The 24,117-nt window shown below is 71.7% G+C and carries 20 protein-coding genes; 7 read left to right on the forward strand and 13 right to left on the reverse strand.

What is annotated here, in order from left to right; all coding sequences use genetic code 11:
- Nucleotides 1-106: 106 nt before the first annotated feature.
- Nucleotides 107-1,093, reverse strand: a complete 987-nt coding sequence (locus BM236_RS03730) for a helix-turn-helix domain-containing protein (RefSeq protein WP_139230018.1) — start codon at nt 1,091-1,093, stop codon at nt 107-109.
- 117 nt (nt 1,094-1,210) lie between these two features.
- Between BM236_RS03730 and lysS the strand changes: the two genes are divergently transcribed.
- On the forward strand, nt 1,211-2,911 hold the full coding sequence (gene lysS, locus BM236_RS03735; protein WP_091120378.1) for a lysine--tRNA ligase: 1,701 nt from the start codon (nt 1,211-1,213) through the stop codon (nt 2,909-2,911).
- An 83-nt stretch (nt 2,912-2,994) separates the two neighbouring features.
- Here lysS and BM236_RS03740 read toward each other — a convergent pair whose 3' ends face one another.
- A complete protein-coding gene (locus BM236_RS03740) occupies nt 2,995-3,426 on the reverse strand; it encodes a DUF3151 domain-containing protein (protein ID WP_091120380.1) in 432 nt (143 codons plus the stop codon).
- Between the two features lie 36 nt (nt 3,427-3,462).
- Here BM236_RS03740 and BM236_RS03745 point away from each other — a divergent pair, with 36 nt between their 5' ends.
- Nucleotides 3,463-4,968, forward strand: coding sequence for a DHA2 family efflux MFS transporter permease subunit (locus tag BM236_RS03745; protein WP_091120383.1), 1,506 nt, complete (start codon nt 3,463-3,465; stop codon nt 4,966-4,968).
- A gap of 99 nt (nt 4,969-5,067) precedes the next feature.
- Here the strand turns inward: BM236_RS03745 and fbaA are convergent, their stop codons facing one another.
- On the reverse strand, nt 5,068-6,099 hold the full coding sequence (fbaA, locus tag BM236_RS03750; RefSeq protein ID WP_091120385.1) for a class II fructose-bisphosphate aldolase: 1,032 nt from the start codon (nt 6,097-6,099) through the stop codon (nt 5,068-5,070).
- Between the two features lie 190 nt (nt 6,100-6,289).
- On the opposite strand from fbaA, the gene BM236_RS03755 reads away from it, so the two are divergent.
- The gene (locus tag BM236_RS03755; protein ID WP_091120387.1) at nt 6,290-7,159 is read left to right on the forward strand and encodes a diacylglycerol/lipid kinase family protein; all 870 of its coding nucleotides are present in this window, start codon (nt 6,290-6,292) and stop codon (nt 7,157-7,159) included.
- A 46-nt stretch (nt 7,160-7,205) separates the two neighbouring features.
- Here BM236_RS03755 and BM236_RS03760 read toward each other — a convergent pair whose 3' ends face one another.
- Nucleotides 7,206-8,522: a phospholipase D-like domain-containing protein gene (locus BM236_RS03760; protein WP_091120390.1), complete on the reverse strand. Its 1,317-nt coding sequence runs from the start codon at nt 8,520-8,522 to the stop codon at nt 7,206-7,208.
- Between the two features lie 148 nt (nt 8,523-8,670).
- Nucleotides 8,671-10,680 carry a discoidin domain-containing protein gene (locus tag BM236_RS03765; protein ID WP_091120391.1) on the reverse strand — a complete coding sequence of 670 codons (2,010 nt, stop codon included), beginning with the start codon at nt 10,678-10,680 and terminating at the stop codon, nt 8,671-8,673.
- 88 nt (nt 10,681-10,768) lie between these two features.
- On the opposite strand from BM236_RS03765, the gene BM236_RS03770 reads away from it, so the two are divergent.
- Nucleotides 10,769-11,422 (forward strand): nucleoside/nucleotide kinase family protein, encoded by a 654-nt coding sequence (locus BM236_RS03770; protein WP_091120393.1) that lies wholly within the window; start codon nt 10,769-10,771, stop codon nt 11,420-11,422.
- A gap of 87 nt (nt 11,423-11,509) precedes the next feature.
- Here BM236_RS03770 and BM236_RS03775 read toward each other — a convergent pair whose 3' ends face one another.
- A complete protein-coding gene (locus tag BM236_RS03775; RefSeq protein WP_091120395.1) occupies nt 11,510-13,030 on the reverse strand; it encodes an MFS transporter in 1,521 nt (506 codons plus the stop codon).
- A gap of 107 nt (nt 13,031-13,137) precedes the next feature.
- Here BM236_RS03775 and BM236_RS03780 point away from each other — a divergent pair, with 107 nt between their 5' ends.
- Nucleotides 13,138-13,857, forward strand: coding sequence for a TetR/AcrR family transcriptional regulator (locus BM236_RS03780; protein ID WP_175507538.1), 720 nt, complete (start codon nt 13,138-13,140; stop codon nt 13,855-13,857).
- Here the strand turns inward: BM236_RS03780 and BM236_RS03785 are convergent.
- Complete coding sequence (locus BM236_RS03785) at nt 13,854-14,501, reverse strand: TrmH family RNA methyltransferase (RefSeq protein WP_091120792.1); 648 nt, start codon at nt 14,499-14,501, stop codon at nt 13,854-13,856. The two genes, BM236_RS03780 and BM236_RS03785, sit on opposite strands and share 4 nt — an antisense overlap.
- A gap of 145 nt (nt 14,502-14,646) precedes the next feature.
- Here BM236_RS03785 and BM236_RS03790 point away from each other — a divergent pair, with 145 nt between their 5' ends.
- Nucleotides 14,647-15,342, forward strand: a complete 696-nt coding sequence (locus tag BM236_RS03790; RefSeq protein ID WP_245750113.1) for a DedA family protein — start codon at nt 14,647-14,649, stop codon at nt 15,340-15,342.
- Between the two features lie 14 nt (nt 15,343-15,356).
- On the opposite strand, the gene pyrE is transcribed toward BM236_RS03790, so the two are convergent.
- Nucleotides 15,357-15,887 (reverse strand): orotate phosphoribosyltransferase, encoded by a 531-nt coding sequence (gene pyrE, locus BM236_RS03795; RefSeq protein ID WP_091120399.1) that lies wholly within the window; start codon nt 15,885-15,887, stop codon nt 15,357-15,359.
- A gap of 42 nt (nt 15,888-15,929) precedes the next feature.
- Between pyrE and BM236_RS03800 the strand changes: the two genes are divergently transcribed.
- The gene (locus BM236_RS03800) at nt 15,930-17,090 is read left to right on the forward strand and encodes a pyridoxal phosphate-dependent aminotransferase (RefSeq protein ID WP_091120402.1); all 1,161 of its coding nucleotides are present in this window, start codon (nt 15,930-15,932) and stop codon (nt 17,088-17,090) included.
- Here BM236_RS03800 and BM236_RS03805 read toward each other — a convergent pair.
- The 5 genes from BM236_RS03805 to BM236_RS03825 form a co-directional block, all read right to left on the reverse strand.
- Nucleotides 17,077-18,204, reverse strand: coding sequence for a hypothetical protein (locus BM236_RS03805; RefSeq protein ID WP_139230019.1), 1,128 nt, complete (start codon nt 18,202-18,204; stop codon nt 17,077-17,079). The two genes, BM236_RS03800 and BM236_RS03805, sit on opposite strands and share 14 nt — an antisense overlap.
- A 43-nt stretch (nt 18,205-18,247) precedes the next feature.
- Nucleotides 18,248-19,084 (reverse strand): aldo/keto reductase, encoded by an 837-nt coding sequence (locus tag BM236_RS03810; RefSeq protein WP_091120406.1) that lies wholly within the window; start codon nt 19,082-19,084, stop codon nt 18,248-18,250.
- Nucleotides 19,085-19,122: 38 nt separating this feature from the next.
- Complete coding sequence (clpB, locus tag BM236_RS03815) at nt 19,123-21,747, reverse strand: ATP-dependent chaperone ClpB (RefSeq protein WP_091120408.1); 2,625 nt, start codon at nt 21,745-21,747, stop codon at nt 19,123-19,125.
- A gap of 137 nt (nt 21,748-21,884) precedes the next feature.
- Nucleotides 21,885-22,754, reverse strand: coding sequence for an Abi-alpha family protein (locus BM236_RS19200; protein ID WP_091120411.1), 870 nt, complete (start codon nt 22,752-22,754; stop codon nt 21,885-21,887).
- Nucleotides 22,751-24,052 (reverse strand): DUF445 domain-containing protein, encoded by a 1,302-nt coding sequence (locus tag BM236_RS03825; protein WP_091120412.1) that lies wholly within the window; start codon nt 24,050-24,052, stop codon nt 22,751-22,753. The genes BM236_RS19200 and BM236_RS03825 overlap by 4 nt, the downstream gene beginning before the upstream one ends.
- Between the last annotated feature and the right edge of the window lie 65 nt (nt 24,053-24,117).

Consider the following 24,117-nt stretch of genomic DNA (forward strand, 5'->3'; position numbering starts at 1 on the left):
GCCGGCCGGCGGCTGCTCAACGCACCAGTGTGATGTCTCTGCCGAATGCGAGAAGCCCCGGCAAGACCGGGGCTCTTGCGACGACACGTTAACGGACGCGGGCGCGTCAGAGCCAGCCGCGGCGGGCGGCCTCGACCCCCGCCTGGAACCGCGACGTCGCGCCGAGCTCGCTCATCACCTCGGCGACACGGCGTCGCACGGTGCGCAGGGAGAGGCCGAGCCGGCGGGCGATCTGCTCGTCCTGGGCACCCGAGGAGAGCTGCTCGACCAGGAACCGGCGGACCTCCCCGAGCTCGGTGCCGGGCTGCTCGAGCGGCGCCGCCTGCGCCCAGAGTGCCTCGAAGTAGAGCGTCGCCAGCTCGACGAGGCCGCTCTGCCGGGCCACGAGCAGCGGCGAGCCGGCGAGGCCCAGCGGCTCGGGCATGACCACGTGGGTCGGCTCGAGGATGAGCAGCCGGGTCGGGAGCTCGGGCAGCACCCGGACCTCCTCGCCGATCGCGGCACGCTGCTCGAGCACGTGCGGCGCCTCGATCAGGGCACGGACCGGATAGATCGCCCGGCAACGGCGACCCTCACGGACCGCCTGCGCGACCGGCTGGGACAGCTCGTCGCCGTAGGGCAGCATCCACTGGTCCGGGCGCAGGAACATGATCTGCCCGACGCCCTGGGTCAGGAGCGCGCGGAACTGCTCGGTCCCGAAGGCGCGGAGCACCAGGTCGCCGTCGATCGGCTCCACATCGTCGTGCGCGAGCGTCTCGGTCACGCGCACGGTGGTGCCGGCGAGGTAGGGCAGCGCCGCGGCGATCTCCTCCAGCCGCTGGTGGGCCGCAGAGGCCCCGGCAGCCGTCTCGCTGATCAGCCGGGCGACCGCCTCGGCCGGCGGGATCACGACCACCGTGCCGTCCCTGCCGAGCGTGACGACCCCGCTCTCCACCAGCGGCTGCATCCGCTGGACGAGCGCGCCCTCGGTCACCGTGAAGCCGGCCGCGATCTCGGCGAGCGTGTGGCCCGACTGGTGCACCAGCCGGCCGTAGAGCCGGCCTGCGGAGCGGTCGAGACCCAGCGCGCTCATCAGGGTGTCGTCAACGGGCACGGTGGCACCCTAGTGCCAGCGGCAGGTGGCTGCCGCCGGCCGCGACGGCGACCCTCGTCCGGGGGTCCACTAGCCTGGGGCGCCGGCACTCCACACCGTTCCCGTCCCAGGAGAAGCATGTCCACCGAACCCACCGACTGGGTGACCCGAGCCGCCGACGACGCCGTCCGCCACTGGGAGCAGTCCGGGAGCGGAGACCTCGTCACGGTGGCGTCCGGGGCGAGCCCGTCGGGACCGATCCACCTGGGCAACCTGCGCGAGTTCCTGACGCCGCACTTCGTCGCCGAGGAGCTGCGCAAGCGTGGCGTACCGGTGCGGCACCTGCACAGCTGGGACGACTACGACCGCTTCCGCAAGGTGCCGGCCGGGGTGCCGGCCGAGTGGGCCGAGCACATCGGCCGCCCGCTGACGGCCGTCCCCGACCCGTGGGGCTGCCACGACTCGTGGGCGGCCCACTACAAGGCCCCCCTGCGGGCCGCGCTCGCCGAGCTGGGCGTGGAGATCGTCGAGGTGAGCCAGACCGAGCACTACCGCGCGGGCGTCTACCGCGAGCAGGTGCTGCACGCGGTCCGCAACCGCGACCGGATCGAGGCGGTGCTCGCGCGCTATCGCACCAAGGCCGCGCCCGCCTCCGACAACGCCCAGGAGGCCGAGGAGCTGGCCGACTCGGTCGCCGGCGAGGACGAGGACGTCGCAACAGGCGGCTCCGCCAGTCCTTGGGGGCGGTTCCCCTTCAAGCCCTACTGCCGCGACTGCGGCCGCGACACGACCACCATCACGTCGTACGACGACGAGACGACCGACCTGGCCTACCACTGCAACGCCTGCTCCTTCGACGGCGTGACCAACCTGGCCACCCAGGACGAGGGCAAGCTGGTCTGGAAGGTCGACTGGCCGATGCGATGGGCCTACGAGGGCGTGGACTTCGAGCCCGGCGGCCTCGACCACTCCACCCCCGGCTCGTCCTACACGGTCGGCAAGGAGCTGGTGAAGGAGATCTTCGGCGGCCGCGCGCCGTCCTACGTCGCCTACGCGTTCGTCGGCTTCGCGGGCATGCAGAAGATGTCGTCGTCCGCGGGCGGCGTCCCGACCGCTGCCGACGCGCTCCGCGTCCTCGAGGCCCCGATGCTGCGGTGGCTCTACGTCCGCCGTCAGCCGAAGCAGGCCTTCAACATCGACTTCGGCCCGGAGGTGGTCCGGCTCTACGACGAGTGGGACTCGCTCACCCGGAAGGCGGCCGATCCGGCCAAGCGCGACGCGCAGGTGCTCGCGCACGAGCGGGCCGTGTCGACGGCGTCGGCCGGCGTCCTGCCGCGGCCGGCGGTGACCGTGCCGTTCCGGCTGCTGTCGTCGGTCGCCGACGTGACGGCCGGGTCGCACGAGCTGATCTCCCGCGTGGTCACCGAGTCGGGCTACGAGCACGACGGCGTCGCCGACCTCGAGCCGCGGCTGTCCAAGGCGGCCACGTGGATGACCGACTACGTGCCGGCCGAGGACCGCACGACGGTGCGGACGACTCCCTCGGAGCGGCTCTCGTCGCTCTCCGAGGAGGAGTCGCAGTGGCTGGCGACGCTGCTCGAGAACCTGCCTTCGCCGTTCGAGCTCGACGCCGTGACCTCGGTGATCTACGGCGTCCCGAAGCTGGTCCGCGGGCTCGCGCTCGACGACGCGCCGACCGACGAGGTGAAGGCCGACCAGAAGGCGCTCTTCAAGCTGCTCTACAACCTGCTCGTCGACGCCGACCGCGGCCCGCGGCTCCCCACGCTCTTCCTCGCGCTGGGACCGGAGACGGTCCGAGGCCTACTGACCCCGGCCTGAGGTCTCGGTACGCTCGCTACTCGAGCAGCGACTTCGCAGGTCGAGTAGCCCGAGCCGCTGGGCGAGGGCGTCTCGAGACCACCTCAGCCCTCGGGGAAGAGCGCCTCGAAGCCGGTGGGGCTGCTGTCGCGCAGGAACGTGCGGCACCGGTCCCACTCGTCGCCCTCGCCGATCTCCTTGGCGGACTGGGCGAGCAGGGCCAGGCACATGAGGAAGCCACGGTTGGGCTCGTGCTCCCACGGGACCGGGCCGTGCCCCTTCCAGCCGTTGCGGCGCAGCATGTCGAGGCTGCGGTGGTAGCCGACGCGCGCGTAGGCGTAGACGGTGACGACGTCCGCGTCGTGCTGCGTCGCGAGTGCTCCGAGGGTCGCCCAGGCGATCGGCGACGCCGGATGGCGGCGTACGACGTCCGCGACCGTGCCGGGGTCGGTCACCGCCGTGAGCTCGGCCGCGGCGGGGTCCTCGGGGAGCAGTGTCGGCGGCGGTCCGGCCATCAGGTCCTCGTGGATACTCATGCGAGCATTGTCCCCGGCTTGGTGTTCACTAGATAGGTGACCTCAGCAACTGCTTCGGCGCCGGTTCCCACCGACGTCAGGCCGTGGCCGGCGCTCTTCGCGCTCGTCCTCGGCTTCTTCATGATCCTCGTCGACCTGACGATCGTGACGGTGGCGACACCGACGATCATCGGCGAGCTCGACGCGAGCGTGAACCAGGTCGTCTGGGTCTCCAGCGCCTACATGCTCGCCTACGCCGTCCCGATCCTCATCACGGGTCGGCTCGGCGACCGCTTCGGGTCGAAGTACCTCTACCTCATCGGCCTCACGGTCTTCACGCTCGCGTCGCTGTGGTGCGGGCTGACCTCGACCATCGAGATGCTCATCGTCGCGCGCATCGTCCAGGGGCTCGGCGCCTCGATGATGACGCCGCAGACGCTCGCGATCATCACCCGGATCTTCCCGGCGTCCGACCGCGGCAAGGCGATGGCGGTGTGGGGCGCGACCGCCGGTGTCGCGATGGTCGTCGGCCCGGTCCTCGGCGGCGTGCTGACCGACGGCCTGGGCTGGGAGTGGATCTTCTTCATCAACATCCCGGTCGGCATCCTCGGCTTCGTCATGGCCTGGCGGCTGGTGCCGGCGCTGGAGACCCACGAGCACAGCTTCGACTGGCTGGGCGTCGCGCTGTCCGGTGTCGGCCTGTTCCTGCTCGCCTTCGGCATCCAGGAGGGCCACGACAAGCACTGGGCCGGCTGGATCATCGCGATGATCGTCGGCGGTGTCGTGGTGCTCGGTCTCTTCGTGCTGTGGCAGGCGCGCAACAAGCGTGAACCGCTCGTGCCGCTCACGCTCTTCCGCGACCGCAACTTCTCGGTGTCCAACGTCGCCATCACCGTGATGGGCGGGGTCGGGGCGTCGATGGGCTACCCGATCATGCTCTACGCCCAGGCGGTGCGCGGTGACAGCCCGACCGAGGCCGCGCTGCTGATGGTCCCGATGGCGATGATGTCGATCCTCCTGGCGCGCACCGTGGGCGGCCTGACAGACCGACTGCACCCGCGCGCGATCATGGGCTTCGGCTTCGCCGCCAGCTTCGTCGGCATGCTCAGCCTGGCGATCGACCTCGACCCCGACACCCCGATCTGGGCGCTCTGGATCTCGATGGTCATCATCGGCGTCGGCAACGCCTTCATCTGGGCGCCGACCGCCGCGACCGCCACCCGCAACCTGCCGATGCAGTTCGCGGGCGCGGGCTCGGGCGTCTACAACGCCACCCGCCAGGTCGGCTCGGTGATCGGTTCGGCGGCCATCGCGGTGATCATGGCCTCGCGGCTCTCCGCACTGATCCCGGGCGCCAGCGCCCAGGGCGAGGCCGGGGCCGACAAGATCCCCGACCCGCACGTGGCCGCGCTGTTCTCGGACGCCATGGCCGACTCGCTCTACCTCCCGGTCGCGCTCTTCGTCGTCGGCTTCATCGCCGTGCTCTTCTACGAGGCGCCCAAGCACGCCGGCTTCGGCGCGACGCAGGGCGCGCCCGCTGCCACGGTGTCCGCCACCGACTGACCTGGCCGGTCACACCCCGCGGGCTCGGCCCGCAACGTCCGACGTCCTGGTCGCTCCGGCGGCCAGGACGTCGGACGTTCTGCCGACTCTCCGTGGGGCTCAGCCGATCGACTGGCCCGCGGAGCCCAGGTGCTGCGCACCCTCGACGACCCGGGCGGCCATGCCGGCCTCGGCGGCCTTGCCCCAGGCGCGCGGGTCGTAGGACTTCTTGTCGCCGACCTCGCCGTCGACCTTGAGCACGCCGTCGTAGTTGCGCAGCATGTGGTCGGCGACCGGTCGGGTGAACGCGTACTGGGTGTCGGTGTCGATGTTCATCTTCACGACGCCGTAAGACACCGCCGCCGCGATCTCCTCCGCCGACGAGCCGGACCCGCCGTGGAAGACCAGGTTGAACGGCTTGGACCCCTCGGGCTGACCGAGCTTCGCGGCCACCGCCGCCTGCGCCTCGCGGAGGATCTCGGGCCGGAGCCTGACGTTGCCCGGCTTGTAGACGCCATGCACGTTGCCGAAGGTGAGCGCGGTCAGGTAGACGCCGTTCTCACCGCCGCCGAGGGCGTCGTAGGTCGCCAACGCGTCCTCGGGCGTGGAGTAGAGCTTCTCGTCGATCGCCCCGACGATGCCGTCCTCCTCGCCGCCGACGACGCCGACCTCGATCTCGAGCACGACCTTGGCCTGCGCCGCCTTGGCGAGCAGCTCCTCGGCGATCTGCAGGTTCTCCTCGAGCGGCACCGCCGAGCCGTCCCACATGTGCGACTGGAAGAGCGGCTGCTCACCCCGCGCCACCCGCTCGATCGAGAGCTCGAGGAGCGGTCGGACGAAGCCGTCCAGCTTGTCCTGGGGGCAGTGGTCGGTGTGCAGCGCGATGTTGACCGGGTAGGACCTGGCCACCTCGGCGGCGTACGCCGCGAAGGCGACAGAGCCGGCGACCATGTTCTTGATCGTGGGGCCGGACAGGTAGTCGGCCCCGCCGGTGGAGATCTGCACGATGCCGTCCGAGCCGGCCTCGGCGAAGCCGGCGAGCGCGGCGTTGAGCGTCTGGGAGGAGGTCACGTTGATGGCCGGGAAGGCGAAGCCGTTCTGCTTGGCGGTCGCCAGCATCTCGGCGTACTTCTCAGGGGTGGCGATGGGCATGCGACGGATCTCCTCACGCGGGGTGTGCGGGTCGGCTCCGGCCAATCTAGGGCGGTGAGCGGCGCCCGGTAACCGCCCGTCTCGATTGGCACGATCCAAGGCTCGTGAGAACTGCCACGGCGCCCTCTTAGGCGCACGCCGAGAACCGTCCCTGACGGCCCAGCATCGCCGGACTGGCTACTGTCGCCGCATGCGCTACCTGGTGGTGGCCTCGCCCGCGGCGGGGAACACGGACGGATCGAGCCTGGACGACGCACTCGCCGAGCTGCGCCGGGCAGGTGAGGCCGACCTCGTCGAGACGGGGTCGCCCGACGACCTCGACAAGGCGCTGGCCGGGCTCGACGGGCGCACCCTCGTCATCGCGGGCGGCGACGGCAGCCTGCACGCGGTGATCCAGAGGCTGCACGCCCGCGGCGAGCTCGCCTCGACGACCCTCGGCCTGGTCCCGCTCGGGACGGGGAACGACTTCGCCCGCACGCTGGAGATCCCGGTCGACCCTGCCGCTGCGGCGCAGGCCGTCGTCGAGGGCTCGCCGCAGCGCCTCGACCTGCTGGTCGACGAGGAGGGCGGTGTCGTGGTCAACAGCGTCCACGCGGGCGCAGGGGCCGCAGCCGCACGGGCGGCCGAGAGCTGGAAGAAGCGCCTCGGCCGAGCCGGGTACGCCGTCGGTGCGCTGATCACCGCGGTGAACCCGCCGTCGGTGCGCGCCCGGATCTCCGTCGACGGCCGCGTCGTGCACGACGGCCGCATCCTCCAGGTGGCGGTCGGCAACGGCATCTACGTCGGCGGCGGGACGGCGCTGACGCCGGACGCCGACCCGACCGACGGCGAGGCCGACATCCTGGTCGCCAGACCGGTGACCGGCTGGGCGCACGTGGCCTATGCCGCGCGCCTGGTCGTCGGCCGCCACCACCTCCACGACGACGTGAGCACCTGCCGCGGGACCGAGATCGACGTCGTCGGCGAGCGGTTCTGGTGCAGCGTCGACGGCGAGCTCACCGGGCCGCACCGCTCCCGCAGGTGGCGGGTCGAGCCGGCGGCGTACGCCCTGCTGCGCTGACCAGGGCTCGTCGGGGGCTCGATCGGGGACTCGATCGGGGACTCGATCAGGGGCCGTAGGTCGGCTGGATGCCCATCCGGTGCGTCGCGCGGCCGTGGTACATCGAGCGCCACCGCTTGAGGTAGGCCCGGTAGACGTGCGCGTCGTTGATGGTGAAGACGACCTCCTCGTTGGCGAACGAGATCGCCGACCAGTTCTCCGATCCGGTCCACACCGTCCGGGTCGGGTGACCGCGGTAGAGGCCGTTGACCATCATCATCTTGTGGTGGGAGTAGAACCGCGGACCCCAGCCGGAGATCCCGTCCTCCTTCTCCGCCACGCGGTCGGCGAAGAGCCAGTCGGCGCTACGGAGCGGGATGTGCGCGCGCTGCATCATCTTGTAGGTATGGCCGCCAGGGACGCTCATCACGATGGCGATGTCGCAGCCCTGCTTCTTCTTGCGCACCAGCGTCTTGGCCAGAGCTTCGCCACGGGTCTGGAACATCGCGTAGGCGGCGATGCGGACGACGGTGCGCCCGTTGCGGCCGTAGCCGGCCGGGGCGTTGCACCCGATCCCCCTGATCCGGTGGACCACCGGGTCCGCGGACGGCCGGTAGCGGGCCAGCGACGTCGAGGCGGGCGGCGCGTGCTGGGGCAGGCTGCGCTCGAACCAGGCGCTGTAGCCACGGCTGCTCGAGGTGTAGGTGAGCCGGCGCGGGCCGGTGCGGTGCTGGTGGGCCATCTGGGTGAACAGCTTCTGCCAGGTCGCGTAGAGCCCGGCGTCCTCGGCGACGGTGATGGCGTCGTTCCACTGCCGGTAGATCGCCTTCGAGGTCATGTTGCCCGAGCTGGAGATGACGACGTCGTGAGCCGCGCCGGTCTGGCTGAAGGCGAAGATCTTGACGTGCATGTTGCCGCCGTCGCCCTTCTTGCGGCAGGCGCCGGGGCAGGCGACGACGAAGCTCGCCCTGTGGGGGTTCTTGCCGAAACGCGCGCGCAGGGTGCGGGCGACGCCTGACATCACCGCCTTGTTGACCACGATCTGCACGTGCACGCCGCGCGCGTGGGCCTTGCGCAGGGCATGGGCCAGGTCGCCCCGGTCGAAGGAGTAGACCGCCATCTGGATGGTGGCGCCGCGACGCGTGTGGCGCACCGCGGCCAGCACCTGACGGAGGATCGCCTGCTGCTTGGCCTTCTTGCCGAGCGGGTTGTTGAACACCGGTCCCACGACCGGGCGCCAGGTCGGCGTACCGCCGCGCTCGGCCGTCGACAGGGCCCGCTGGGCCGTCCCGGATCTGTCCGCCGCCGACGCAGGGTCGGGACTCGCGGCGAGCAGCCCACCGAGCATGAGTACGGCGACGAGAAGTCGCACCCTACGGTCCATCTGTGCAGCCCCCGAGAGGATCGACGTCAGTTGCGGACCACCGTGAGGATCGGCTCGGCGGCCCTCAACAAAGTAAACCTTTGCTCTCGGATGCGGGAGGCCGCCCCTGGGATCTCCCTGGTTCAGCGACTCGGGAGCGCCCTGGGTGTCACCGGTAGAGCCTGAGGTCGGCGACGCTCCACCAGCTCCCCGAGGAGCCGGTCTGCGTCACCCGGACGAACCGTGCGCGGGTGGGGTGGACGTCGGCGTCGACGAGCTGCCCGGTCCCGGCGCCGCTCGCCACGTCACGCCACGTGACGCCGTCGTCGCTCACCGCGACCGCCCAGCCGCGCGGGTAGTCGCCGAGGTTGTCGCCCGCGTCGATCGCGACCCGGCGGAAGAGCGTGCGCCGCCCGAGGTCCACCGTGATCGACTGGCCGGGTGACTGGGCCGCGCCGCTCGACCAGCGGGTGGAGCCGTCCGCGTCGACGGCGAGGCCGGCCTCTGCCGCATCGGAGGTCGCGGTGGCGGTGGCGCTGTCGAGCGGGACCGGTCGCAGCGTCCGGCCGTGCCCGGCCGCGGACGCCGGCCAGGTGAAGGTCGCCAGGGCACCGCCGGGGAGGGTGTAGCCGAAGGACCGGTCGCCGCCGCGGCCGTCGACGCTGACGGCGAACGAGCGCGGGTCGTCGTTCTCGTTGTGGACGACGAGCACGGTGCTGCCGTCCGGGTTGCGGAACGCGACGTCCATGATCTGGCCGTTCCACCCGGTCGTCCCGAACGACGTCGAGCCGATCCGGACCGCGCCCTTGTCGACGAACTTCGACAGGTGACCGATCGTGTAGTACTCGGCGTTGCGGGACACCGACCCGTCGGGCGCCACGTCGAGCAGCCCCGTGCAGGTTTCGCAGCCGCCGAGGTGGGGACCGCCGTCGTGGTGCAGCACGAGGTTCCAGTCACTGATCGTCCGCGCCCAGTTGCGAGTGACGCCGACCGTGATGGTCCGGGCGTGCCAGGTCAGCGTGCCGCGGAAGTACTGCTCCGGCGTGTCCGTCGCCCCGTGCGACCCGGAGCACTCGGTGAAGAAGACGTCCTTGCGCGGGAAGGCGTCGTGCAGCGCCGTCTGGGCGCTGGGGTCGCCGGCATAGCAGTGGTACGCCGTCCCGGCGACCCACCTCGCCGCCGGCGACCGCAGCAGCCGGTAGGGGTAGTCGGTCTCCGGGTCCTCCCCCGGCGGGGTGTCCGCGACGTCGTCCGGGTGCTCGGACCAGTTGTGGTCGTAGCCGAGGATCTTCGTGCGCGGGCTGACCCGCTGCAGCAACGGGCCGAGGCGCTCGATGACGGCCGCCTCCTGGCGCACCGGCATGTCGGTGCCGGGGTAACCGCTCGGCGTACGGTTCTGCGGCTCGTTCTGCACCGTCAGGTAGTCGATCGGCACGCCGGCCCGGGTGTAGGCCCGCACGAACCGGGCCAGGTAGCGGGCGTAGGCGCGGTAGATGCGCGGGTCGTCGATCAGCCGGCCGCCGACCAGGGAGTCGCCCGTCTTCATCCAGGCGGGCGGGCTCCAGGGGCTGGCGACGATCGACAGCGTCGGGTTGAGCCGCCGGGCCAGCCGCAGCAGGGGCAGGATCTGCGCCTCGTCATGCCCGATCGAGAAGTGCCGCAGCGCGAAGTCGGTCTCTCCCGCCGGCACGTCGTCGTAGGTGTAGTGCTCGCCTGCAGCGGTGAAGTCCGAGGACCCGATCGGCTGGCGCAGGAAGCTCACGCCGATGCCGTCGTCGCGGCTGAAGAGCGACCGCATCGCCTCCGCCCGGGCCGCCGGGGTCAGCTCGTCGAGGACGGCCGCCGAGGAGTCGGTGAGGGCACCGCCGAACCCGACCATCCGCTGGTAGGTCTGCGTCGACTCGACGGTGATCGTGGTCAGCGCCGAGTCACCGTCCTCGAACGTGATCGGGTCCTGCGGGGCCAATCGCTGGGCTCCGTCAGGGGTCGTCATCCAGACGGAGACGGAGCCCGATGGCCGGCCGCCGTGGCCGCCGTGGCGGGCGTGGCCGGTGTGCGCGGCGCCGGCCTGTGCCGTGGATGTCGCCGTCGCCGGCGTCAGTGCCGCGAGTGTCGTGAGTGCCGTCGTGGTCGCGAGCGCCGCGCCCACGGCCGCGATCCGCCGCGTCCTGGAGTTCATCCCGAGTCCTCCTCGCCGAGCCGTTCCCAGGAACGTAGCGCGGGGAGGTGACGACCGCCACAGGTCGGTCGCGGCAGGATGTCGGTCCATGAGCGATGCCGCGCCCGACGTCGTGTCCGGCCTCGACGCCGCGGTCGCCCGCGCCCACTCGCTCGCCGGCCCACGGCGGGTCCTGCTGGGCGTCGCAGGTGCGCCGGGGGCGGGCAAGACCACGTTGGTCGAGGCTCTGCTCGAGCGGCTGGGTGCGGGGCCGCCGTACGGTCCGGACACCGTCGCGCACCTGCCCATGGACGGCTTCCACCTCGCCGACGCGCAGCTCGAGCGTCTGGGACTGCTCGACCGCAAGGGCGCGCCGGAGACGTTCGACGTGGACGGGTACGTCGCCACCCTCGCCCGGCTCCGGGCCGAGCCGGACCGCCCGGTCTACGCACCGGGGTTCGAGCGCACCCTCGAGCAGCCGATCGCGGCGGCGGTCGCCGTCGAGCCGACGGCGCGGCTGGTGATCACCGAGGGCAACTACCTGCTGCTCGGCGAGGGCGGCTGGGAGCGGGTCGCGGGAATGCTCGACGAGGTCTGGTTCGTCGATCCGCCGGCCGACCGGGTGCGGCGCCTGGTGGCGCGCCACGAGCAGTTCGGGAAGAGTCCCGACGCCGCCCGGGCGTGGGTGGAGACCGTCGACGAGCCCAACGCGGCCCTGGTCGAGGCGACCAGGACCGTGGCGGACGCGGTCGTCCGGCTCTGACTCCGCCTACTTCCGCCGGCGTCGGTTGCGCCGAGAGCCGCGACGTCCTGCGCAGTGGCTGCCCGGGCCGCCGGATCGTCGGACGTCCTAGCTCGCGCCGGGGCGCGACATCGACCTCCTCGTCGCCAGCCACCCGAGCACCGCGGTCACGACGAGCAGCACCAGGCCGCCGGTCGCGGCGACGTGAAGCCCGTGGACGTACGCCGACCGGGCGGCCGCGACCACCGCCTCGGCGACCGGCGCGGGCAACTCCCGGGCGGCCGCCAGCGCACCCGGCAGCGACTCGCGCGCGGCCGTCCCCAAGACGCCCGCGGGCAGGCCGGAGCCGGCGGACACCCGGTAGGCGGCAGCCCCGAGGCTGCCGAGGACGGCGATACCCAGCGCACCGCCGAGCTCGGTGGCCGCCTCGGAGACCGCCGACCCGACGCCGGCCTGCTCCGGCTCGAGCGCGCCGAGCAGCCGTTCCCCCGCGACCGCCATCACGCTGACCATCCCGACGGCGAGCACGGCCGCGCCGGCGAGGACGAGCCAGAGGCTGTCGGTGCCCGCGCGGGTCAGGATCAGGAAGCCACCGGCCCCGACCAGCAGGCCGCCGGTGGCGACACGACGAGCGCCGAGACGTCCGGCCAGGGCGGTGGCGGTCGGAGCGGCCGCCCCGACGAGCACCGTCGGCGCGAGCGCCCACAGCGCGGCCTCCAGCGCCGACTTGCCCAGCACCAGCTGGAGGTAGGCGGTCATGAACACCGCGTTGCCCACGATCGCGAAGGTGGCGACCGCGTTCGCGGCGACGGCCGCGGTGTAGCGGCGGTTGCGCAGCAGACCGGGCGGCAGCAGCGGGTGTCGGTGGGTCAGCTGCCGGCGGACGAAGAGAGCGCCGACGACGAGCCCGGCGCCGATGAGGAGCGGCCAGCGCACGGCGAGGCCGTGCGCCGCCCACTCCTTCACGCCGTAGACCGTCGGCAGCACCGCGGCCAGCGACATCACCACGCTGGTGACGTCGAACGGCACGCCGCGACGGGCGGGCGTGGCCGGCAGCAGCACCGGCCCGACGAGGAGCAGCAGCGCCATCGCGGGGAGGTTGACCAGGAACACCGAGCCCCACCAGAAGTGGTCGAGCAGGAAGCCGCCGAGCACCGGGCCGAGGCCGATCCCGCCGGTCATCACGGCCGTCCACACCGCGACGGCCCGCGCGCGCTCGCGCTCGTGGTGAAACATCGTCCGGACCATCGCCAGCGTCGACGGCATCAGCGTCGCGCCGGCGATTCCGAGGACGGCGCGGGCCGCGATCAGGGCACCGGCGCTGCCGGCGTACGCCGCGGCCAGCGACGTCGCGCTGAAGCAGGCCGCACCGATCAGCAGCACCCGCTTGGCGCCGAGCCGGTCGGCCACCGCGCCCATCGTGATCAGCAGGCCGGCGAGCACGAACCCGTAGATGTCGAAGATCCAGAGCTGCTGCGCCGCCGAGGCGTGCAGCTCGGCGGTGATCGCAGGGACCGCGAAGTAGAGCACCGAGACGTCCATCGAGACCAGCAGCAGCGGCAGCGCCAGGACGGCCAGCGCCATCCACTCCCGTCGTCCGGCTCCCACCTGCGGGGCGATCGTGGTCATGTCCACTCCTCTGCATATGCAATAAACTGTTTTCGAACTAAACAGAAGGTAGAGCGGAACTGTGTACGATGCAAGCGGTTTTGGCTGGACGAGATCGAGGGAGGACGATGAGCGAGCTGGAGGCGCCACGCGCCGTACGCGCTCTGTGGGCCGGGAGCAGCGACGCTCCCCGTCGCGGCCCCAAGCCGGCCATGTCGGTCCCGGCCATCGCCGAGGCCGCCGTCACGCTGGCCGACGAGCAGGGTCTCGACGCCGTGTCCATGTCGTCGGTCGCGAAGCGGCTGGGCTTCACGGCGATGTCCCTCTACCGGTACGTCGACACGAAGGACGACCTGCTGCAGGTGATGCTCGACCGCGCCTATGGTCCGGTGACCGTCGCCACCGATCCCGATGCCGACTGGCGGGCGGCGGCGGGCGACTGGGCACGGGCGCTCCTCGGCCGCTGCCAGGCGCATCCCTGGGTGGTCGACGTGCGGATGTCGTCGCCGCCGCTCACACCCAACAGCGTCGCCTGGATGGACGCGGGCCTGCGGGCGCTGAGCGGCACTGGCCTGCCGCCGCAGCAGGTCGCCTCGTCACTGCTGATGGTCGACAGCTATGTGCGCAGCCACGTGCGGCTCCTGAAGGAGTACAGCCCGGACGGCCTGGCGGCCTGGTCGACCCGGCTCCGCGGCGTCATCGACCCCGGCGCCACGCCGGCCGTCTGGGAGGCGCTCCAGGCCGAGGTCTTCGACGACGCACCCGCCGACGAGCCGTGGCCGTCGGACGACTTCACGTTCGGGCTCGAGATCGTGCTCGGCGGCATCCAGCAGCTGGTCGACCCCTAGCCCCGCCAGGTCTCGTCGGACGAGAGGTCCGCGTGCTCGCGGACCCAGGCGTGCATCGCGATCGCGGCGGCCGCAGAGGCGTTGATCGACCGGGTGGAGCCGAACTGCGCGATCGAGAACGTCGCGTCGCAGGCCTCCCGGGCGGCCTCGGAGAGGCCGGGGCCCTCCTGCCCGAAGAGGAAGCAGACGTCCCGCGGGACCGCCATGGTCTCGAGGTGCAGCGAGCCCGGCAGGTTGTCGATCCCGAGCAGCCGCACCCCGCGCTCGTGCAGGTGGGCGGCGAGCGCCGGGACGTCGAGATGGTGCCGGATGTGCTGGTAGCGGTCGGTCACCATCGCGCCGCGACGGTTCCAGCGGCGGTTGCCGACGATGTGCACCTCGGCCGCCAGGAACGCGTTCGCGGTCCGCACGATCGTCCCGATGTTGAAGTCGTGCTGCCAGTTCTCGATCGCGACGTGGAAGCCGTGCCGCCGGGTGTCGAGGTCGGCGACGATCGCCTCCATCGACCAGTAGCGGTAGCGGTCGACGACGTTGCGCCGGTCGCCGTGCTCGAGCAGGTCGGGGTCGTAGCGGGGGTCGTCCGGCCACTCCTCGCGGCCGCCCGGCCAAGGCCCGACACCGACCTCGGCGGGACCGTGCGGCATCGGGTCGTACGGCGCCCGGGCGGTGTCCGGATCGGCCGCACCGGGCGGGTCGTCGTACTCGCGCACGCGCACGAGGGTAGAGGTCTTTGCGTGAACAGTCCGTAACGATGGAGCGGCAGTCGTCCCCGGCAGGTACCGTGAGCACGTGCTCCTCGACCTGATCCAGCCGCTTCTGCTCGGCATGAAGTGGATGGACCCCGACTGGCTGCTCAGCACCTTCGGCTCCGCGCTGTTCTGGCTCAGCCTCGCCATCATCTTCGTCGAGTGCGGACTGTTCTTCCCGTTCCTGCCCGGCGACACCCTGCTCTTCGCGATGGGGCTCTTCATCGGGACCGACCGGGTGGACATCGTCCCGGGCGGCCACGGCGTCGACCTCGTGGTCGCGCTGCTGCTCTTCGTCGCCGCAGCGTTCGCGGGCAACGTCGCGGGCTACGAGATCGGTCGCCGGATCGGGCCGCGCATCTACGAGCACGACGGCAGGCTCCTCAAGCGCAAATACCTCGAGCAGACCTCGACCTTCTTCGACGAGCACGGCTCGAAGGCGCTGGTCATCGGAAGGTTCGTACCGTTCGTGCGGACGTTCATCACGCTCGTGGCCGGCGTGACTCGGATGGACCGCACCAAGTTCTTCGTCTGGAGCGCCGTCGGCGCGGCGCTCTGGACCGCCAGCATCACGCTGCTCGGCTACTTCCTCGGCCGCTCGGTCCCGTGGCTCGGCGACAACATCGACTACGTGACGATCGGGCTGCTGCTCCTCACCGTCGTCCCGATCGCCATCGAGCTGCGCCGCCGCAAGAAGCGCGAGCGTCACGCGAAGAGGCAGCCCCAGCAGGTCCCCTGACCGGCGAGCTCCGCTCAGGAGCTGACCGCGTCGAGCTCTGCTCGGGTGAGCACCGAACGGATCTCGAGGTCCACGTCGCGCAGCGACTCCCCCGGCTGCGGCGAGCGGTCGATCGCGCAGACGACCGTGTCGATGACCGCGCCGGCCGGCCGCAGCGCGTGGACGGCGTCCCGCACGGCTCCGCCCGAGGTGATCACGTCCTCGATCAGCGTCACGCGGCGGCCGTCGACGTCAGGACCCTCGGCCAGCTTCGCGGTGCCGTACTCCTTGGCCTTCTTGCGGATGAAGACCACCGGGATGCCCGTTCTGGCCGAGACCATCGTCGCGATCGGGATGCCGCCCATCTCCAGGGCGCCGAGCAGCTCGGTGCCCTCGGGCAGCAGCGCGACCATCTGCGCGGCGACCCGGTCGAGCAGCGCCGGCTGGGCCTCGAAGAGGTACTTGTCGAAGTAGGTGTCGCTCACCTGGCCGGAGCGGAGCGTGAACTCCCCGTGCAGGCGGCAGGTGGCGTCGATGTCGGCGGCGAGGGTCGCGTCCGTGGTCACGGCCCCAGGCTAGTGACATCGGCGGCGCACTAGGTTGGGTGGGTGATCGCCTCCCGCCTGCAGGGCATCCCGCCCACGATCTTCACGACGATGTCCGCGCTCGCGGTGCGGACCGGAGCGGTCAACCTCGGGCAGGGGTTCCCGGACGTCGACGGCCCGCCCGACGTGGTCGCGCAGGCGGTCGCGGCGCTCGAGGGCGGCGCCAACCAGTACGCCCCCGGGCCCGGCGTACCTTCCCTGCGGCAGGCGGTCGCCGAGCACCAGCGGCGTCACTACGGGCTCGACTGGGACCCCGACGGCGAGGTCGTGGTGACGACCGGCGCCACCGAGGCGATCGCGGGAGCGACCCTCGGCCTGGTCGAGCCGGGTGACGAGGTGGTCGTGCTCGAGCCCTACTACGACTCCTACGTCGCGATGCTCCAGATGGCGGGAGCCGTACGCCGTCCGGTGACCCTGCACGCGCCGGACTTCCGTCTCGACGCCGACGCACTGCGTGCCGCTGTGACCCCTCGGACGAGGTTCGTGCTGCTCAACTCCCCGCACAACCCGACCGGGACGGTGCTCTCCCGCGCCGAGCTGTCCGCGGTCGCCGAGCTGGCCGTCGAGCACGACCTGACCGTGATCACCGACGAGGTCTACGAGCACCTCACCTTCGACGTCGAGCACGTGCCGATCGCGACCCTGCCCGGGATGGCGACGCGGACGCTCACGATCTCCTCGATCGGGAAGTCCTACTCCTTCACCGGCTGGAAGATCGGTTGGGCGACCGGCCCTGCGCACCTGGTCGGTGCCCTCCTGGCCGCCAAGCAGTGGCTGACGTTCACCTCCGGGGCGCCGCTGCAACCGGCGGCGGCCTACGCGCTGACCTCCGCCGCCGACTTCCCGAAGCAGCTGGCCGCGTCGCTGCACGAACGGCGCGACCTGCTCCTCACCGGGCTGGCCGAGGCGGGCCTGCCGACCCCCACCCCGGACGGCACCTACTTCGCGGTCAGCGACATCACCCACCTGGGTTGGGCCGACGCGACGGAGTTCTGCCTCGCCCTGCCCGAGCGGGCCGGCGTGGTCGGCATCCCCGTGCAGGCGTTCTACACCGACCACCCCGATGCCGGCCGGCAGCTGGTGCGGTGGACCTTCTGCAAGCGGCCCGAGGTGCTGGCCGAGGCGGTCGGCCGGCTGACCGCGGCCGACCTCAGCGCCCGCTGAACCAGGCGCTCACGTCGCGTCGGAGCAGGAGCGCGAACACCGCCACGGCGGCGATCAACGGCACCAGCATCGCCTGGTTGAGCACGGTCCCGATGAGGAGCCCCAGCCCGGCGACGGCCGTCGAGACGAGCAGCAGGACCCGCGCCCATCCCTTCCCGCGCAGCACCAGGAGGGCGAGCACGCAGGCGGCCAGCACCCACAGCAGCACCCCGCCGGCCATCACCGCGACCATGCCGCGCAGCAGCCCGACGGTGACGTTGTCGTCGCGCATGAGCTCGGGGTTCTGACGCGCCATCTCGTCCATGAGCCGGTCCGGCGAGGCGATCAGCCACACCGCCCCGGCCACGAAGAGACCGCCCAGGAGCAGCGAGCAGACCCAGGTCAGCACGACCGCCGCGAGGACCGCCCGCGGGCGGGTCCGGGACGGCAGCGACGTCCGGGCCTGGGTCTGGGCCGGCGTCTGGGCCGGCGCCTGAGGGGGTGCCGAGGGCGAGCCGGGCCATGGTCCCAGGGGCGGGACCGCCTGCCCCGGCGGCGCCGGCCAGCCGGCGTACGGCGGGGGCTGCTGCGGCTGGGCGGGCGGTGGCGTCGGCTGCTGGGCCGGCCACTGGCCCTGCGGTCGGGCCGGCTGCTCCCGGTCACGCTCGACCTCACGCCCGGACTGCGCCGTGACCGGCGGCTCGGGCTTCCACGTGCCGTCGAACCAGTCCCGCGCGGGCCGCAACCAGAGCACGCCGACCGCGGCGGCGACAGCCGTGGAGAGGATCGCGCCGGTGCCGAACCCGGTGACGAAGAGCGGGACGGCGAGGATGCTGAGCGCGATCCGCGCCGGCCGCGAGCGCTGGAGCACCTGCCACCCCAGAATCGCCGTCGCCGTCGCACACGCTCCGGCGATCATCGACAGCACCCGGACCAGGCCGAGGACGTCGTCGGCGGTCATCCCCAGGCCGTCGAACGGCGGCTCGCCCAGGACGTTCTCGATCGAGTCGCGGGTGTCGATGCTGTTGAGGGCCGCGATCTGCTCGAAGACCGCCAGCACGACCGCCGCCGAGCCGGCCATGATCACCCAGCCGGCGATCGAGACCTGTCGTGGTCGGGGAAGCGCTGATGCCATGGGGGACATTGTGCCGGTCGCCCCTGGAGGGTCGGGCCGGCGGTCACATCTCCTCGTGGGTGTCCGGGTCGCCCCCGAAGAGCCGCCCGTCAGAACGACCCAGCGCGGTGATGGCGGCGACCTCGTCGGCGGTCAACGAGAAGTCGAAGACCGAGATGTTCTCGACCTGGCGCGAAGGCGTGGCCGACTTCGGGATCGGCACCGAGCCCAGCTCGACGTGCCAGCGAAGGATCACCTGGCCCGGCGTGACGCCCAGACGGGATGCCGCGGCACGGACCGGCTCGGCGTCGTACTGCGCCTGCCGCTTGCCCATCGGGCTCCACGCCTCGGTGCGGATCCCGAGCCGCTCGTGCACCGCGCGCATCTCGGCCTGGGGGAAGAGCGGGTGCAGCTCGATCTGGTTGACCGCCGGCGTCACGCCGGTCCCGGCGATGACGCGCTGCAGGTGCGCCTCGGTGAAGTTGGAGACGCCGATCGTCGTGACCAGCCCCTCCTTCTGGAGGTCGACGAGCGCCTGCCACGCCTCCACGAACAGGCCCTGGCTCGGGTTGGGCCAGTGGATGAGGTGGAGGTCGAGGTGGTCGAGACGCAGCCGCTGCAGTGACTCCTTGGTCGACGACACCGCCAGGTCGTAGGCGTGGTGCCGGCCGGGGATCTTGCTCGTCACCCGGATCTCGTCACGCGGCACGCCCGAGCGACGGACCGCCTCGCCGACCTCCGCCTCGTTGCCGTAGTTCACCGCGGTGTCGAGGAGGCGGTAGCCGGCGTCGACCGCGCTGACGATGGCCGAGACGGCGTCCTCATCGCGCATCGGGTAGGTGCCGAAACCGATGGCGGGGAGGGTGGTGCCGTCGCTGAGGGAGTACGTCGGGACGCTCATGTCTCCGACGCTAGCCGCTCCCCCGCTGGCAGCCGGGGTCAGACCGTCAGCGTCAGACCGTTCTCGGACCGGTCGACCGTGACCGCACCGCCGTCGGTGACCTCGCCGGCGATCAGCATCTTGGCCAGCGAGTCGCCGATCGCGGACTGGATCAGCCGGCGCAGCGGGCGGGCGCCGTACGCCGGGTCGTAGCCGGTCTCGGCGAGCCACTGCTTGGCCGCGTCGGTGACCGTGACCGTGATCCGGCGGACCGCCAGCCGCCGCTCCAGCGAGGCCAGCTGGATGTCGACGATGCTGGTCAGCTCGTCCTTGGTCAGGGCGTCGAACATGACGACCTCATCGAGCCGGTTGAGGAACTCCGGCTTGAAGGACGACCTCACCACCGCCATCACCGAGTCGTGCTTCTCCGCCGGGTCCAGCAGCGGGTCGACGAGGAACTGCGACCCGAGGTTGGAGGTCAGGATCAGCAGGGTGTTGCGGAAGTCGACGGTGCGGCCCTGGCCGTCGGTCAGCCGGCCGTCGTCGAGCACCTGGAGCAGGATGTCGAAGACCTCCGGGTGCGCCTTCTCGACCTCGTCGAGCAGGACGACGGAGTAGGGCCGGCGGCGGACCGCCTCGGTGAGCTGGCCGCCCTCGTCGTAGCCGACGTAGCCCGGAGGCGCTCCGACCAGCCGCGCCACCGAGTGCTTCTCGGAGTACTCCGACATGTCGATGCGCACGATGGCGCGCTCGTCGTCGAAGAGGAAGTCGGCGAGCGACTTGGCCAGCTCGGTCTTGCCGGTGCCGGTCGGGCCGAGGAAGAGGAACGAGCCGGTCGGCCGGTTGGGGTCCGAGATCCCGGCACGCGAGCGGCGTACGGCGTCCGAGACGGCCTGCACGGCGGCCCGCTGCCCGATCAGGCGCTGGCCGATGACCTCCTCCATCCGGAGCAGCTTCGCGGTCTCGCCCTCGAGCATCCGGCCGGTCGGGATGCCGGTCCACGCCTCGACGACATCGGCGATCTGCTGGGCGCCGACCTCCTCGCCGACGAGCTTCTCATCGCCGGTCGGGCTCGTCGAGTCGGTGTTGGCCGCCTCCTCGATGCGCCGCTCGAGCTCCTTGATGCGGGTCTCGGTCTGGTAGCGCTGCTCGAGCAGCTTGTAGCGCTCGGGGCCCTCGGGGGCGAGCATCGAGTCGCGGGTGAGCCGGTCGAGCTCGACACGGAGGCCGTCGACCTGGCGGCGCAGCTCGCCCTCGCCCTCGAGGGAGGCCTTCTCGCGCTCCCAGCGGGCCTCGAGGCCGCGCAGCTCCTCCTCCTTGTCGGCGAGCTCGCGCCGGAGCACCTCGAGGCGTGCGATCGACCCCTCGTCGGTCTCCCTCTCGAGCGCGAACTCCTCCATCTTGAGCCGGTCGACCTGGCGGCGGAGCTGGTCGACCTCCTCCGGGCTCGACTCGATCTCCATCCGCAGGCGTGACGCGGCCTCGTCGATGAGGTCGATCGCCTTGTCGGGCAGCTGACGGCCGCTGATGTAGCGGTCCGACAGCGTCGCGGCGGCGACGAGCGCGGCGTCGGTGATGCGGACGCCGTGGTGGGCCTCGTACTTCTCCTGGATGCCGCGCAGGATCTGGATGGTGTCCTCGACGGACGGCTCGCCGACGTAGACCTGCTGGAAGCGGCGCTCGAGGGCCGGGTCCTTCTCGATCGACTCGCGATACTCGTCGAGCGTCGTCGCGCCGATCATGTGCAGCTCGCCGCGGGCCAGCATCGGCTTGAGCATGTTGCCCGCGTCCATCTGGCTGTCGCCGCCGGCCCCGGCGCCGACGACGGTGTGCAGCTCGTCGATGAAGGTGATGACCTGGCCCTCGGCCTGCTTGATCTCGTCGAGGACGGCCTTGAGCCGCTCCTCGAACTCGCCGCGGTACTTCGCGCCGGCGACCATCGCGGCCAGATCGAGCGACAGGACGCGTCGGCCCTTGAGCGAGTCGGGCACGTCGCCGGCGACGACGCGCTGGGCGAGGCCCTCGACGACGGCTGTCTTGCCGACGCCGGGATCGCCGATGAGGACGGGGTTGTTCTTGGTCCGGCGGGAGAGGACCTGGATGACCCGGCGGATCTCGGCGTCGCGGCCGATGACCGGGTCCAGCCGGCCCTCCTCCGCGGACCTGGTCAGGTCGACGGAGTACTTCTCCAGCGCCTCGTACGTCGACTCGGCGTCCTGGCTGGTGACGTGCCGGTTCCCGCGGACGGCGGTGAGCGACTCGCGCAGGCCGTCGGCCGAGAGGCCCGCCTCGGTGAGCACCCGCTTGGCGCTCGAGTCGACGGTGGCCAGGGCGATCAGCAGGTGCTCGGTCGCGACGTAGTCGTCCTTCATCGTCGGCGCCAGGTCGAGCGCCGTCGCGAGGACGCGGGTCAGCGCTGCCGACGCGCCGGGCTGCTGGACCGTGCTGCCGCTGGCTCGGGGAAGCTTGTCGCGCTCGGCGCTGGCCGCCCGGACGACCGCGGCGGCGTCCGCCCCGGACTTGGTGACCAGGTTGGCCGCGGTGCCGTCCGGCTGCAGCAGCAGGGCGACGAGCAGGTGGATGGGCTCGGTGGAGGTGTTCCCCGCGGTGGTGGCGGAGAGCTGGGCAGCCTCGATCGCCTCGCGGCTGCGGTTGGTGAACTTCTCGACGCCGAACTGGCTCATCGTGGTGGTGACTCCTGTGTGTCGTGCGACTCATTGCTCAGCCCGAAGTGTGCTGGTCACCTTTGCAACACACCAGAAGTTGAGTCCATTCCACTCAACTTTGGCCCTGTGACGTCCCGGCCTTCGGTGTCTCCGGGTCAGAGGGTCGGCGGCGTCGCCGCCTCGGCGTCACCCGGGTCAGCATGCTCGGGGAAGGCCTCGGTGGCGGCCTCGACCTCGGTCACCAGGCAGGTGCGACAGAACCCCTCGCCGAACGGCGTCAGGTGGAAGGATCGCCGCACCACCTTCGCGAACTTCACCGAGTGCAGCGCGGCCAGCACGTCGGGCTGCGCCTCGAGCACCTGGTACTCCTGCGGGTCCCGCAACGGCTCCTTGGAGAACCACACGAGCCCGAGGCGGAAGAGGTTGTTGAGGTAGGACGGCACCTGGTCGGCGTACCGCACCCCCGCGCGCATGCCGATCATCGACAGCCCCGGCGCGATGAGCTGGCTGTTGACCATGCCGATCGGCCCGCCGGTGCGCACGTCGATCGAGGGCTGCGGCCCGCCCTGCAGCAGGAGCAGCAGGATCCGGCCCTCGTCGGGCGCGAGCTCGTCGAGGATCCGGGCGTACGCCGGGTGGCCCTGCTCGTTGGACCAGACGTCGCGCGATCGCTCCAGCAGGTCGGCTCCCCGCTCGCGCAGACTGCGGGCGGCGTCCGGCGGCGGCTCGGACTGGTGCTCGAGCGCTGCGCCGAGCGACTCACCGGCAGTCATCAGGGCACGGCCGACCGGCACGCCGGAGGCGACCGAACGGGCGAGCTCGCTGACGGCGGACGTTGCGGCGCTCGCCTCCCGGACGAGCTCGGCCGCCTCCTCAGGGTCGTGCACGGCTCGGACCAGCCGCCGGCCCGTGCTGACCGATGTGCGCACGCCCCACTCGGCGGCGTTGACGTAGGCCGACCCGGCGACGCGGGCGAGCCCCGGCAGAGCGCGGAGCGCGCCGCGTCGGTCGAGCGACATGTTCATGCCACCGTCCTGAAGATGAAGTAGTGGAGGAGTCCACCGGCCGCCCCCATGATCGCCCCGTGGGCGTAGAGCATCCACTCGTCCTCCTTGATGGCGGCCCGCATCATCTCGACGAAGTCCTTCGGCGGGAGCTCCTTGGTGCGCAGCGAGATGAGCGACTGGATCCGGGCCGCCTGCTGGCGGCTGAACTCGGCGTCACGGAACGGCGTCAGCGTCCGCCCGACCGCCTGCTGGGCGACCGACTCGCGGATGGTGTCGAACCGCCGGGTCCCGACGGCCACCCGGACGGCTCCACGGACCGGGCCGGCCGCCTGGTCGATGGCGGGCCGCAGCGCCGCGGCCAGCATGGCGCGGGTGCGGTCGCCCGACGGCCCGTCGAGGAGGTGGTCGCCGATCCGCTCGAGCGTGATGACGTCGGCAGCGATGATCCGCGCGTAGACCTCGGCCGCCTCGCTCTGGCGACGGGGGAAGAGACCCTGGACGCGGATGCCGAGGACCCGACGCGGAGTGGGCGGCTCGAAGATGAGCCACATCCCGAGCGCGTTGGTGGCCCAGCCGACGAAGACGCCCAGCATTGGCAGCAGCCACCAGTGGTGCCAGACGGTGTTGACCACCGCGACCGGGATGCCGAGCAGGAAGCCGAAGATGAAGCCGAACGCGACCATCAGGTTCAGCTCGCGCTGGCCGAAGTCGCGGAAGATCCGGACGACGAGCTCGGGCGTCTTCCGGAAGTGCTCGATGACCATGAACTTCGGGTCGAGCAGCTGGTCGATGTGGACGCCGATCTCCCCGGTGACCCGCGCGACGATGGTCGGCAGCTGTGCCTGCACCCGCGCGATGACACCGTCGCGGACCGGCAGCGGCAGGTCGCGCCAGAGCTTCGGGTGCTCGGCGCGCATCACGCCGTCGACGAGCTCGGGCACCTCGGGGCTGAACATGGTCACGATGTGCTCGGCGATCCGGTCCGGCTCGAGTTGCTGGTAGAACTCGGCCGGCGTACCGAGCTTCGCGATCGCCTTGTCCACGGCGATCGAGCCCATCTTGGCCGCGCGGGCCGGGATGATCCCCTGCCAGCCGACGCCGCCCTGCAGGATGCCGGGTACCTCCTGGAGCTTGCGCGGCAGCAGGGTGGCGAGCTCGCGCATGCCGGGGACCGCGACACCGCGGAAGCGGAGCGGGTTGAAGAGCATCCACAGGCCCGACCAGTTGATCAGCCAGCCGATGATCCCGGTGAACATGGGGATGGTGACGAACTCCACCCAGCGGACGTCGGACGCCCACTCCTGCAGCCAGTCCAAGCCGGGCCCCTTCGTCGCCGGTCAGCCTCCCCCTGCGTCCGGGACGAAGGCTAGCGCCACAACGA

It is taken from the genome of Nocardioides terrae (assembly GCF_900112345.1).
Taxonomy (GTDB): Bacteria; Actinomycetota; Actinomycetes; order Propionibacteriales; family Nocardioidaceae; genus Nocardioides; species Nocardioides terrae.

Excerpts from the sequence above, each read along its gene's own strand:
- lysS (WP_091120378.1), top strand. The coding sequence starts at position 1,211 with ATGTCCACCGAACCCACCGACTGGGTGACCCGAGCCGCCGACGACGCC.
- BM236_RS03740 (WP_091120380.1), bottom strand. The coding sequence starts at position 3,426 with ATGAGTATCCACGAGGACCTGATGGCCGGACCGCCGCCGACACTGCTC.
- fbaA (WP_091120385.1), bottom strand. The coding sequence starts at position 6,099 with ATGCCCATCGCCACCCCTGAGAAGTACGCCGAGATGCTGGCGACCGCC.
- BM236_RS03755 (WP_091120387.1), top strand. The coding sequence starts at position 6,290 with ATGCGCTACCTGGTGGTGGCCTCGCCCGCGGCGGGGAACACGGACGGA.
- BM236_RS03760 (WP_091120390.1), bottom strand. The coding sequence starts at position 8,522 with ATGGACCGTAGGGTGCGACTTCTCGTCGCCGTACTCATGCTCGGTGGG.
- BM236_RS03765 (WP_091120391.1), bottom strand. The coding sequence starts at position 10,680 with ATGAACTCCAGGACGCGGCGGATCGCGGCCGTGGGCGCGGCGCTCGCG.
- BM236_RS03770 (WP_091120393.1), top strand. The coding sequence starts at position 10,769 with ATGAGCGATGCCGCGCCCGACGTCGTGTCCGGCCTCGACGCCGCGGTC.
- BM236_RS03775 (WP_091120395.1), bottom strand. The coding sequence starts at position 13,030 with ATGACCACGATCGCCCCGCAGGTGGGAGCCGGACGACGGGAGTGGATG.
- BM236_RS03780 (WP_175507538.1), top strand. The coding sequence starts at position 13,138 with ATGAGCGAGCTGGAGGCGCCACGCGCCGTACGCGCTCTGTGGGCCGGG.
- BM236_RS03785 (WP_091120792.1), bottom strand. The coding sequence starts at position 14,501 with ATGCCGCACGGTCCCGCCGAGGTCGGTGTCGGGCCTTGGCCGGGCGGC.
- BM236_RS03805 (WP_139230019.1), bottom strand. The coding sequence starts at position 18,204 with ATGGCATCAGCGCTTCCCCGACCACGACAGGTCTCGATCGCCGGCTGG.
- BM236_RS03810 (WP_091120406.1), bottom strand. The coding sequence starts at position 19,084 with ATGAGCGTCCCGACGTACTCCCTCAGCGACGGCACCACCCTCCCCGCC.
- clpB (WP_091120408.1), bottom strand. The coding sequence starts at position 21,747 with ATGAGCCAGTTCGGCGTCGAGAAGTTCACCAACCGCAGCCGCGAGGCG.
- BM236_RS19200 (WP_091120411.1), bottom strand. The coding sequence starts at position 22,754 with ATGAACATGTCGCTCGACCGACGCGGCGCGCTCCGCGCTCTGCCGGGG.